The organism is Roseovarius sp. CAU 1744 (genome assembly GCF_039839345.1).
Lineage (GTDB): Bacteria > Pseudomonadota > Alphaproteobacteria > Rhodobacterales > Rhodobacteraceae > Roseovarius.
On the sequence record NZ_JBDOQV010000007.1, the window covers coordinates 247097 to 259154 of the forward strand.

9 protein-coding genes are annotated in these 12058 nt (G+C 51.0%); 3 read left to right on the forward strand and 6 right to left on the reverse strand.

Annotated features, from left to right (window positions below; genetic code table 11):
• Positions 1–19: 19 nt before the first annotated feature.
• From AAFO92_RS15910 to AAFO92_RS15925, 4 genes are all read right to left on the reverse strand, one after another.
• On the reverse strand, positions 20–2059 hold the full coding sequence (locus AAFO92_RS15910) for a calcium-binding protein (protein ID WP_347536708.1): 2040 nt from the start codon (positions 2057–2059) through the stop codon (positions 20–22).
• A 42-nt stretch (positions 2060–2101) separates the two neighbouring features.
• Positions 2102–2542: a hypothetical protein gene (locus AAFO92_RS15915; RefSeq protein ID WP_347536710.1), complete on the reverse strand. Its 441-nt coding sequence runs from the start codon at positions 2540–2542 to the stop codon at positions 2102–2104.
• Between the two features lie 421 nt (positions 2543–2963).
• On the reverse strand, positions 2964–3437 hold the full coding sequence (locus AAFO92_RS15920; RefSeq protein ID WP_347536712.1) for a hypothetical protein: 474 nt from the start codon (positions 3435–3437) through the stop codon (positions 2964–2966).
• Positions 3424–3771 (reverse strand): helix-turn-helix transcriptional regulator, encoded by a 348-nt coding sequence (locus AAFO92_RS15925; RefSeq protein WP_347536714.1) that lies wholly within the window; start codon positions 3769–3771, stop codon positions 3424–3426. The genes AAFO92_RS15920 and AAFO92_RS15925 overlap by 14 nt, the downstream gene beginning before the upstream one ends.
• Before the next feature lie 696 nt (positions 3772–4467).
• On the opposite strand from AAFO92_RS15925, the gene AAFO92_RS15930 reads away from it, so the two are divergent.
• Positions 4468–5226, forward strand: a complete 759-nt coding sequence (locus AAFO92_RS15930) for a hypothetical protein (RefSeq protein ID WP_347536716.1) — start codon at positions 4468–4470, stop codon at positions 5224–5226.
• Between the two features lie 90 nt (positions 5227–5316).
• Positions 5317–5931, forward strand: a complete 615-nt coding sequence (locus AAFO92_RS15935) for a plasmid pRiA4b ORF-3 family protein (RefSeq protein ID WP_347536718.1) — start codon at positions 5317–5319, stop codon at positions 5929–5931.
• A 161-nt stretch (positions 5932–6092) separates the two neighbouring features.
• Here AAFO92_RS15935 and AAFO92_RS15940 read toward each other — a convergent pair whose 3' ends face one another.
• Positions 6093–8342 (reverse strand): glycosyltransferase family 2 protein, encoded by a 2250-nt coding sequence (locus AAFO92_RS15940; RefSeq protein WP_347536720.1) that lies wholly within the window; start codon positions 8340–8342, stop codon positions 6093–6095.
• On the reverse strand, positions 8339–9388 hold the full coding sequence (locus AAFO92_RS15945; protein ID WP_347536722.1) for a glycosyltransferase family 2 protein: 1050 nt from the start codon (positions 9386–9388) through the stop codon (positions 8339–8341). Before AAFO92_RS15945 ends, AAFO92_RS15940 begins: the two co-directional genes overlap by 4 nt.
• Before the next feature lie 257 nt (positions 9389–9645).
• On the opposite strand from AAFO92_RS15945, the gene AAFO92_RS15950 reads away from it, so the two are divergent.
• Positions 9646–11871: a hypothetical protein gene (locus tag AAFO92_RS15950; RefSeq protein WP_347536724.1), complete on the forward strand. Its 2226-nt coding sequence runs from the start codon at positions 9646–9648 to the stop codon at positions 11869–11871.
• The last annotated feature ends 187 nt before the right edge of the window (positions 11872–12058 follow it).

Consider the following 12058-nt stretch of genomic DNA (forward strand, 5'->3'; position numbering starts at 1 on the left):
GCCATTCTAGCCGACGATTTCAAGAGGTAACTTGGCTAGTTAAGTATATAGACCCCTTTCCAATGGATCCGTCATCCACACCCCCTTCACCGCCCACGCCAATAGCTCCTTGCGGCATTATTCCGAAGTCGCCGAGCCTGAAATCGGAAATAACAAAGTCTGCCAAACCAAGATCAAAAACATGAAAATCCGGATCGAAGTTGGGAACGAAATCTATGTAAAAGTAAGCCGTGTATGAAATCTTTTGGAACGTGCCATCAAAATCATCAGGTAGCGCTTGATCATTTATTCGGAGAACCACTGCCTTCGAACCAGAGCCTTCGCCAACTCTGAAAGCGGAATTTCCTTCTGGACCAACTTCATAGCCAATGTACTCGGTTCGAGCTCCTGAAAAATTCAGGTGTTGCCCATCGAAATAAAGTGAGTCTTGTCCTTCACCATCTGTAATGACGTCGCCTTCTTGAATGTAGAATGTGTCGGCCCCGGAACCGCCGGTTAGGATGGATTGACCATTGCCATAAAGCGTGTCGTCTCCCGACCCACCCATGATAATGTTAGCGCCATCTGACAGTTGCGCATCGATAGTATCATTACCCGACCCGCCGTATAGCATACCGCCGAGACCTTCGACGGAAATGTCGTCATTGCCGGAGCCACCAAAAATCGTCGCGCCATCTGCACTATCTGTAATGACATCATTGCCACTACCACCCATAATGGAGTCGAGACCAGATCCGCCTTCAATTGTGTCGTCTCCTGCACCGCCAGAAACGGTATCATCGTCAGTTTCATCGCTTTGCGGTGATCCGGCGTCAATCAGGTCGTTTCCAGCGCCCCCTTCAATGAGGTTTGTATCTTCATTGCCAATTATCGCGTCGTTAAATTCCGATCCAACAACGTTTTCGAACCCCTTGATGATCGAAGCATCGAAAGTGTTATTTAGTGACTGCAGAAATTCTTGATCAAGGTTAATCATGGTGCCGGCAGTGTCTGTTGCACCGCTTAAATCAAGCGTGTCACCGTTATCGCCGTTGCCCTTGGCATCCAACAAATCTAAATCTGATGTAATTTCGGCCAAGCTTCCAGTAAGCGAAAATGCATCATCGAAGTCAGTTGCGATGATATCTTCAATGTTTACAAGCGTGTCAGTGTTACTCCATGGATCGCTAATTGCGGCAATGAACGAATTGTCGCCCGAACCTGGGTTGTTAATGGAAGTCAATACAGCGTTTAGTCCCTGCGTGTATCCATCGTCGACTGACCCGGCGTAGCCAGCCGCATAGGTTACGGTGTCCCCGCCATTTCCTCCGTTTACATGATCGTTGCCCGATCCAGGGGCGACGGTATCATTCCCGTCAAATCCATAGACAAAGTCGTTTGCACGCCCCGTCAGGATTGTCTCATCCAACAGCGTACCTGCAATTAAATCGCGCGTGGCATCGGAATGGACCGAAGTATTATACTTAGCGCCGAAAACCTCGAAGGCCGTAATGTAGTTGCTTAAAGCGAATGCGACATCGACCTCTTGGCCGAACGTATATGAAGTTCCAGCCTCGAGATAGTTCGAGACTCCGGTATATGATAGCTTTGCTGGTTCATAAGAGGGATGAGATGGGGATACGCTACTAAGTATGGAGTTTGTCTTTAGAACCGTTGGTCCCACATAGTCATAATCTGAAACGAACAAATCGTTGACGGTTACGTCGCCTATATTGTCCACAGCATGGATCATTTCATGCAAAAGTACTCGCATCACTGACGAGTTATGACCGTTTCCGTTGGAATCGACGTAAACTAAACTTGCGGTTTGGGCGAAATCGAATTCTATCTTTCTACTGTTTCCAGCAGCTTGGCTACCATTGGTTGTTCTCTCGATTAGGAATGTTGTGTCACCAGTGTTCAATGAAGCAACATGAGGCGCGACGGATTCCAAAAAAGCTCGACCAGCAGGATTGGAGTAAAGTGTCTCAAAGGCTGACAACAATGTTTGCTTCTCAGCATCCGAAAAATCTGAGTCAAGTTCAATCCCCAAAGCTTCAAGCGTAGGTGCAAACGTCATTCAGTCATCCCTTCCTTCAATAATTCGTAGTTTGTGGTGGTTTTAGTCTTTGCAGAAGCCGTGGAGCTGTGCCTCTGGGCAACGGGGTTCGGCGATTTTTTGTATAATCAAGTATCTTTCGACATTGCCCAACTCATCCGTTGAGCACGAAAAACTATCAGACCAGAAAAACAAAAAACCGGACCTAAATTCTTGGCACAAGAAAATTTGGTTTGAAAACCGATGAATTACTTCATCAACCAAAACTCTTTTAACACCGATCAGTCGAAGCTTTTTTGTTCTACCCTCAAGTTCGATAAACCCACGTTCATCAATCGTTTTGAACCGACCTTCAATCCAAAAACCAGATTGGCGCGCAGAAGAAGAGCTTGGAATACTGAAACCGAGCGATAGAGCCAATACCAGCGACGCGAGTGTTCCTTTTGCTGAGACGACTCTAGTAATCAATTTTGAGACTTTATAGGCTGAACTTATTTTGGTCATTTTGCACCCTATTCAGCAGCTTTCTTATGATAAATCGCAACATCGATAATGTCGTGTATGTAATCTGCCATGAACTACCATAGGTTGACCATAAATTCCAATCTGTAAAGTGCAAATTCACTCGAGAGAAAGTGCCTCGTACTTGCTCTCAGATCGAATTTCACCATGTCGGGTCTAACCACAATCACAACGGAACTATCAGCCGATTTCCATACTGCAAATATGGACTTATCTGATCGGGTTATTGCGCTGATTCTGGTTGGATTGTTGTTCCACGTTGGTGGTACTAGGAAAATCCGAGATTTCTTTAACGAAAGAGTGCGTACACCGAACAATTCAGATAAAAATAGTCCCGCACTGCAATTCAGTGCGAGCTATTTGGGGCTTAGTGGGACGGCAAAGGCGGCAACCAACTCATCGCCTACGACAGCTGTTCAGGGGGGCCATGAATTGCCCGCTCGGCCAACGCTACGGCCTCAAATACAATCATGTTCCTTGGTTCAAATTCAAAGAACCGGCGTTTTCTTTTGGGTATGTATCCAATCAGATCGGAATGCCGCTCAACTATGCTTATCGCTTCCTCATATTTTGACTTGAAGTGACGCGGGCGCGACACTGACACGTCAAGAACATAATTGTGACTAGCCAGTTCGGAAATGGCAGCAATCAAGCGTTTGGATTGTTCGCCTTTCTTGCAACCGTCATCGCATTTCTCTGTGACGACAACATCTGGTTTTAACGTGTTTATCAGCTCTTGCACGAATGCGACCAGATCGGTGCTTTGCCCTGAGACACTCGTAGATACTGCCCAATCAAGCAACTGCGTGCCTTCGAGGAATACATATCCCACACGGCCTGAAGACACTGCGACAGACAGCACCCTAAGATTGGCCATGGTTACTGGTTTCAGCCAACCGACGCTTCAGGCGCGCCAATGAGCCGGGGCGGTTAAAGGTGCTCATGGCCTTCCGTCCGGGCGAAGGAAGGGTCGATAGACGCACTGACAGGTGTTCTTTGCTTTCGGCCATCACGTCCGAGAAAATGCTCTCAAACGACCGGCCATAAATGAGCGACAGCTCAACAATCTCGGTCAAGCTTGGTCTACGTTCACCATGCTCAAGTCTTGAAACTGCTGCCTGGTGCGTCGCCATCAGGTGCGCAATATCATCTTGGGTATAGCCCACTTTCTTGCGCGCCAGGCGCAAATCGAGGGCAAATTGAGAACTCATATTTTGGGTTGTACTTAGTGACTAATACCTCGTGGTGAGGAGGTTCAGTCTATGTCACCAAATACCCCGGTGCTAGCAGGCAAGTTATTGTCTGACGTTATAGGTTAGGCGGAATTGGATATCGCAGTTACGAACGGATCGCGAGGTTCGGGTGCGCGGGACCGGACCCCACAGGAGTTAAGCCAAAAGCGACCATCCGCGCAACGTGCAGCATCAGTGAATATGGGCTCCTTCCGGCCCATTTCCGCACCGCACGATGTGCCAAAATTCTGGCGTTTCTGTTACCTGCGGAAAGGACCGATTTTGACAGCTCCTGATTTCCGGAAGCGGCCGTTGGTGCAAACGCAGCGAAAGTGCGCTTCGTCCGCATTGCGTGAAATGTCAGCACTATCGGGAATGGCGGCAATAGCGTAAATTTTAACACGCAGTATCTACTTCATCTACTTCGCAGCATCTTTGTCGATTGGACAAACGAGAATGCCTGTCGCTAGTGCCGAAATGTTCGAATTGTTGCGAAGTGTCTGACGATGGACAGTGTAACCAAATTGCAGTCAATACGATGAACTGGACAGGCAGCTTGAAGAATGACCAGCCATGTATGTTACATTCCCTATCGAACACACAAAAAGTTATGTGCAGTGTCGGAGACCATGCTAAAAAACATGAGAACAATACAAAAAAACAAGCCAGGCACACATGTTTGACCGAAACACTATCGACAAACTCGCAACACATGACGATATAGCCGCCATGGGCTTCTCGAACAGCGCATTGTCCGACGAAGCAATTGCTCTTCTGGGGTTTCAGCGCACCAAGACCATTAGCCCCAGATCGCGAAAAGCGTGGATGGCTGGCGACCGCGACCCGCTATTGGCCGAGGCCCGCTCCCGGCGGGATGAAATTTTCGAGAGCGCAATCCATGAAGCCTACTGCGAGTACGTACCCGTGCAGCGCTATCTGAATAAGGTGGGGTTCGAACCTAGATCGGTGATCGACATAGGTTGCGGGCAAGCAGTGCCCGATCTTTTTTTGCAACGCGATTTCAAACCGCGTTTTACGCTCGTGGACATTGAAGAGACGACCGAACAATATCACGCTTGGGCAGATTCCGGCAGTGGCTACGCCAGCCTTGTTGATGCAAAGGCCATGCTTCACGATAACGGATCTGCCCAGAATAATGTCAAGACGATCAATCCGAAGCAAAAGCCTGAAATGCTCACTGATGCCAGTGCTGACATGTTGATCAGTTTCTATTCCTGCGGATTTCACTATCCGGTGGATGAATATTCCGACCTCATTACGCGGGTAATAAAGGGTGGCGGGCTGGTCTTCCTCGACTTGCGCAAACGCTATTTCAACCGCCGCCCTGAACCACTCGATAAAGTTCTGAGTCTCGGTGAGATGACTGTAGTCTTCGACGACAAGCGCTCAAATAGAGTGGTAATCGCAGGCTGACATAATTGCACGAGAAACCGCTTTCTTCGCCGAATAAGCAGGCTTGATGGTTTTCTTAGTCTATTAACTCAATCCAAGAGGAACCAAACCGTGAGTATTTTGGAAATCGAGATCAAACTTGACGAGATTGAATTCGACATCTCACGCAGACTACAGGTTCCCGCTTATATTCGCCTAGACCAACTTCATCTGGCTTTGCAGGCGGCGATGGGTTGGAAGAACATTCACAGCTACAGTTTTGAAGCGAATGGGATCATTTGGGGACTACCTGATCCAGATTTTGGATACGGTGACTTACCTCCCAGCAATATTACGTTGATCGAAGTGATCGAAAAAACCGGCGTGAAGTCGCTTTGCTATCTCTATGATTTCGGCGACCAATGGGAACATACTCTGTTGATCGGCAATTCTAGTGATCCAAAGCCAGGCCTTCTCTATCCACGACTGACCTATTTGAATGGCAGATGTCCGCCAGAGAACGTCGGTGGTGTCCCAGGATATGAGAACTTACTCCAAGATATCTCTGACCCAAACCATCCAGAATTCAGCCGATTCAATGACCTACTTGGTGAAGAATTTGATCCTGGCATTGCTGATATTGACGCGCGCAATTTTGCGGTCCTGAAGTTAGCAAAGAGTTGGAATATTATGTCAAATCAAAGGCCTGACTACATGCAGGACGAGTTAATTTTGAAAAATGAGTGAACATCTAATTGTTCATGTACATGTTACTGAGCCGGTTCGATAAATCACGGTCTAGAAATTGAAGCTACAGATGCTAGGTTGCGAGGCGACCTTCTATTGCACGCATGCAGTCTTCCGCCAGTTCCAATCAAATTCTAACCCTCGTCTCTCGAACACAAAGCCTAGTGCTTTGTCTCGCCCAGCCGTTCGACGGTAACAAACCACTCGGCATCAGGGTCACGGTCAACGACGTCATCCGGGAGTGAGTTGGGGCCAGCCAGAAACACATTTGCACCGAAATGTTCATGCAAGCGGGAGAGTTTTTCCAGCCGTGAGCCGGTGAGTTCCGCAAAGAAATTTGCATAGTTTTTGGTGGCTCGAAGCTTATCAATCTTTTCGCGGTGACGCGCGACCGCATGATGATGGGTTGTTGCGATATCCGGATCAGACATCAATCGCGCAAGCTCTTCGTGCATCTTCGCTAGGCGGCACTGAATCGACGTCTCGGTTTCGGCATTGTTGTTCATCCGAAACCAATAGGCCAGGCCTTGGTCACGATCGACATGATTCACTCTGCCTCGATCACGCTTTACAAGAAAGCTTTCCGCAGAGCGCACGGCGTAGTGGTTTAACTGTACCAGATCATAGCCGTAGGTTTCGGTCGTCGAGCGCCAGCCATTGCGGTAAATGTCTCTTGGCAAGCGCTGGCCGGATCCGTTTACCCAGTAGATTTTTTTCCACAACTGCGGCTTCAGACCCTTGGGCCGGTGCACTCCTAATTTCTTGAACAAACCGACGTTGCGGAAAAGAGTCTTGAATCCCCATGCCTGATGCGGTTTTCGAATGAGCTCCGGTGCGCAAAGTAGAAATTGTTCGGTGATGGGACAGTCTTGAAATTCGTGCACGTTGCTATTTCCGAACAGCCGCCAGGTCATCGCAATCATATTGGCATCAGGAACGGCGGCGAAGAGTGCATTTAGTGTACCGTCACCGATCTTTATATTGATGAACTCATCAACGTCAATGCAGGCAAGCCAAGTCGCGTTGCGGATTACGGGCTCGTCTTCGGCCGCCTGCAGCGCTGCGTGTTGCGGCTTGAGGCCCGACTGCCGGAACGGGTTTTCGCGGTGCTGAACGAACCCCTTATCCTGCAATAACTGTAGCATTGTATCGGTCCCGTCGGTGCAGTCATTGGTGTAGACAAGAAAATCATCGACACCTATCGCGCGGTGATATGCCAGCCACTCGAGGATGAAGGGCCCCTCGTTCTTCATCGTTGTAACGATTGCGCATTTCCCGCGTTTGTCGGAATTCATATTGATCTGAACTTCGGGCATCCGTACCGGGTTGTGGCCAAAGTGCTGGGTCGATTGCTCTAGCAGAGGCGGGTGTTCGATCAGCGAGGTCTTGGGCACGATCTTGGATATTGTCGGGGTGGGATGCCGCAACGCCATGTGGCGAAAGAATTTCCGCGTACGCGTCACGTCCGGCTCGGCATTTCCCACGCGAACGAGGCGCCATATGGCGTCTTCGGGAGACTTGGAGGGGGCAATGCACCATCGCTGCCGACCGCCGCTGGCATCGAATTGCACGCAGGTATGATCGGCAAAGTGAACCTGTTCACCTTTTCGGATGCGCCAAGGATAACAGTGCTGCCCAACAAGCCCGATGAGTCCTCCTTCGGCCGAAATGGCGGAATCAAATATCGTCGTTTCACCCGGCGGAACCAGATCGTGCACGTCGATATTCGCGACCGCACGCGCACGCCCCAGAAAGCGGGCGCGCATGATTTCGTAGATTGAGAGTGCCCCAAGTGGGCTTTTCCAAGGGGCGGGGTCGGGAACGGTCATCCGATCCTTCCCGGGTGCCTCCGGTACGCAAAACGGGTGGGCTTCAGCCGGAAGATCTTGGCGGCCTAGCGGCAGGTCGCAGCGTAGCACTACGACATTGCACCGCAGATCGCGTATACGAAGTCCCTTGCGCAGCCTGTTTACGAATTTCTTGCCGGTGCCGGGCTTGGCACGGTCAAGGATGACAGCTGCGTCGGCATTCTGGTGTGCGGTGTGATAGGCAAGCCAGTCGAGCACAATTTCGGCGGATTCGCCATTGCGCACGGCCGCCAGTGCGTTGCAGCCTTCCATCAGGGAAAATTCTTCATTTGCGGGAGCAAGATTGATGGGTTGGCCCGCAATTTCGAACTTGTTTTCGTACTTCTCTGGTAATTCATATGTCAGGCATGAGGCCCCACCCAAGGTGCTTGCAGCGGCAAGTTTGGCCCCTGTTGGCGGCACAACGGTTTCCGTCGGTACATCGCTGTCAAAAAACAGGGTGACGTAACGCTGACCAAGTTCACGTTTTTCTACGGCGTCGAGAATGCTCAGGTCGTCAAGGCCGTGACTGATGAGACGACGTTCTATCAGCTTTCCGGTCATGGGCAGTTGCGACCCCGTCCTGAATGGTGGCGATGTGCCTGCACAAACGCACTGGTAAATGCCGAGCTTGGTGGCGTGCTGCCGGTCAACATACCGAGCCGAAAATGAAGCCAAAGCGTATCAGAATCCGTCATCAGTTCCACCGCCCGTGTCTCGTGCCATTTTTCACATTGGGTCAGGCGCTCTGCGACGCGGGGTAACGCCATGAGCTTGTCAAATTCGCTATGAGTAGCATCCATCATGGTCAGGATTTCGCGATTTTCTGCGGTGTTCCAGTTTCGCTCCGCCCAATATACCAGATCGATTTCCCGGTTCGAATGATTGGGCAAGCCGCGGTCGCGCTTGACGATAAATTCCCCAGCTGAACGGAGGGAATAGTGATTTAGCCATATCCGTCTTGTGGTGGACGATAAGCCATAAAGCGAAATGGCGGAGTCATTGGTGGCAAAGTGATCCGGTAGCGGTCGGCCATCAGGGGCAAGCCAGCGCGCGGGTTTGTGCGGTTTGGCACGCGGGCGGTGGACGCCCATTTTGCGAAACGCCTGTGGCCGGAAGAGCGTCTTGAACAGATGTGCCAAGGGGAAATGCAGATCATCCGGAGCAGCCTTTGTGAACCGCTCGGGCGTAAGGCCGGGTTCGCGGTTTTGCTGGCCAGCGGAACCAAAAAACCGCCACGGCAAGGCAAGCGCATCGAATTGTCCTTGTTCGGCTTCGAGTGACTTCAGCAGGCTGGGCAGGTCACCTTCGGCCAAACAGATGAACTCATCACAGTCAAAAAACAGCACCCAATCGGCGGCTTCGATCAAAGGGTGCTTGCGAGCTATATTGAGGGCTTGCCACTGCACCGTTTTCTTGCCGCGCGGCTCAAACGGTAGATGCGTGACCCGCTCATCAGCTGACAACGCGTCCAGCAAGGCGTCAGAGCCATCGCTGCAATCATGCGACAGGACCAGCATCTGATCGAACCCGGCAGCCAGGTGATGAGCAATCCATTCGGCCATATAAGGCCCGTCATCGCGCTGACAGGTGACGCCAACAATGGTCAAGAGGTGCCTCTTAGCTGATAAGTCACTGCTCTTTCCAATTGATACAACGGGTGAAGCGCAAAGTCACTCGGGATCAGAGGTAATATCAGGGACCCCGCGTATCCGTGCCAAGAGGCGCATTACCTACCGCTCTTCTGCCGATAATTGGAGAGCGTGGCTCGAACACTATTAATCAGATGAATATTTTGGCTTTCTTAATCCAATTGTCTACAAATCTCGCGCATCTGTATAAGGTGACAAAAAACAAGAACACGGCAATGAGGGTCGAGCAGTTGGGACGCAAGCGGGAAGTGGGAACGCTCTGGATTGGTGGGCCGCTCAGTTGGCTGGAACAGCTATGCCTGAAATCTTTCGTCGACAAAGGCCAGAAAATCACACTTTTCTCTTACGAAGATATTCCCAACATTCCCGAGGGTGTCATTCGGCGCGACGGGCGTGAAATTATCGATACGGATGATTTCATCAAATACGAGCGGAAGAACAGTTTCGCGCTGTTTGCGGACTGGTTTCGGCTGCACATGGTTTACAAATGCCCGGGCATGATCTGGATCGATACAGATGTCTATTGCCATCGCCCGCTGGATTATCGCAGCGAATATGTCTTTGGATACGAATTACCGGGTGAACATCGGGTCAATAATGCCGTTCTCGGACTGCCCTCGAAAAGCAAGATTCTACGCCAAATGCTGGATTTCACCGAGGACCGGTATTCAATCGCACCTTTCCTGCCGCACAAGCAGCGAGAAAAGATGCAAATATTAGCCGAGCGTGGCAAACCGGTACATGTCACGCAGCAGCCCTGGGGGGTGTGGGGACCATTGATGGTGACCCACTACGTGCATGCATTAAAGCTTGAGAAATATGTACAGCCCCTCAACGCGTTCTACCCAATTACATTTCGGGAGCGAAGCAAATTCATGCAACGCGCAAGACTGGCGGAGGGTCTAATCACCGAAGAAACAACAGCGTTGCATCTCTGGGCATCGAACAAGCAACAATTGGGTAATCGGCATCACGGTTTGCCCCCCAAGGGGTCTTACCTTGAAATGCTGGTCAAGAAACATGACATAGCCCCGGCTTTGGCCCCCATCAAAGGCCGGGGCAATACGACATTCGACGGTGCTCTGATTGATGAGCTTGACCTGAAACATGTCGAGAGCGTCGCGGACATAAGCGGCGGCGCGCGCAGCTTTGTTTTGGCACTGCACCACAAGTTTGACTGCGATATCAGCCTGATCAGCGTGAGCCGACGCGGCAAATTCGAAGACGACATGCAGCCCTGGATCAACGACTATATTGAGTTTCTCACGGAAAACAATGTGAACCGCGACCGCATCAAAGTGATCAACAATGACTGCGATCTGCGCCAGGTCGACATCTTGTGCAATCTGATCGGGTTTGGCGATCGCTACAAAGTGAAGTTCCTGGACAAGTTCCTGAAACGCTGCACGCACGCGGACACACGGCTGTTCATGGATGTGCGCAAAGGATCTGGCGGATTCCCGTTCCTCGCGGATTTCGGAACCAACACAAAGCTCTCGACGCATGAAAAAGAAGACAAGAACATTACCCGCATCAGAGTGATACCCAAGCCACCGGAAACGGGCGGTAGCGAAGGAAACTGGGACCAGATCGCAATCAGCCTAGCCGGCGATGCCGGATGGTATCGTGCAGGCTATAATGGGCACAGCTTTCTCTATATGCCGCGCAGCACGGAGACGCTGGTCGTAACTTTCGACAACCTTGACATCGCTATGAACAAGAGAGACGACCGCCGCCCCTGGGGGTATTCCTTTATCAGAGAACAAGGCTGGTCGATGCTGGGGGTTCTGGCGGGTGGCTGGACCTGGTATCGAGAACCTTGGGTATACGGACAGTTCGACGAACTGAAGAAAACAGGGTTTTTCAAACAGTTTAAACGCGTCGTTTTTTACGGCGCTTCGATGGGGGGGTATGCGGCATGCGCGTTTTCGCCCGCAGCGCCCGGATGTGATGTAGTTGCAATCTCTCCACAATCCACAGTGGATAAATCGATCGTACCTTGGGAAACACGCTACAAGGCCGTCTGGGACCACGACTTCTCAGGCAAATATGGCGATGCGTCGGTGGTCAGCAAGAAAGCCTCGCGGATTTACATGATTTATGATCCCTATGAGACATTGGACGCGAAGCACGCCGACAGGTTCGATGGCGAGAACGTAGTGCATTTGCGCGCCCCGTTTCTCGGACATCGTCTGGGTAGCTCGCTCAATCAAATGGGCATCCTGAGCGATATCGTCTTGGGGGCGCTTGATGGGACTTTAACCAGCGAGCGATATTACTATCTGTTGAGAACGCGCAAAACTTCAAAGCGGTATCAACGGGAACTGTTCAACCGGGCCGTGGACAAAGGACACAAACACCTTGCCCGGCGGATGGGAAATTACATCTTGCAAAACAGCCAGAACCGGGCCATTCGCACCGGTTTGCGAAACCTGGGCTGAACATGGTTATTGTGGCGGCGCTCCAGATACCAGACGATCGGCATCGGCGCGGTTCGATTATTGCGGCGAAAACCCTTCACCCTCTCTTCGTGCCCAAGTGGGTTCTGCTGGCGCTAATCGGGAATAACCGGCACATTAATTGGCCTGCCTCGCCACTTTTAGCGTATCGCCCGCCGGTTCTGGAAAC

Coding starts and splice junctions, on each gene's coding strand:
- AAFO92_RS15940 (WP_347536720.1), bottom strand. CDS start 8,342: ATGACCGGAAAGCTGATAGAACGTCGTCTCATCAGTCACGGCCTTGAC.
- AAFO92_RS15950 (WP_347536724.1), top strand. CDS start 9,646: ATGAGGGTCGAGCAGTTGGGACGCAAGCGGGAAGTGGGAACGCTCTGG.
- AAFO92_RS15920 (WP_347536712.1), bottom strand. CDS start 3,437: ATGGCCAATCTTAGGGTGCTGTCTGTCGCAGTGTCTTCAGGCCGTGTG.
- AAFO92_RS15930 (WP_347536716.1), top strand. CDS start 4,468: ATGTTTGACCGAAACACTATCGACAAACTCGCAACACATGACGATATA.
- AAFO92_RS15925 (WP_347536714.1), bottom strand. CDS start 3,771: ATGAGTTCTCAATTTGCCCTCGATTTGCGCCTGGCGCGCAAGAAAGTG.
- AAFO92_RS15915 (WP_347536710.1), bottom strand. CDS start 2,542: ATGACCAAAATAAGTTCAGCCTATAAAGTCTCAAAATTGATTACTAGA.
- AAFO92_RS15910 (WP_347536708.1), bottom strand. CDS start 2,059: ATGACGTTTGCACCTACGCTTGAAGCTTTGGGGATTGAACTTGACTCA.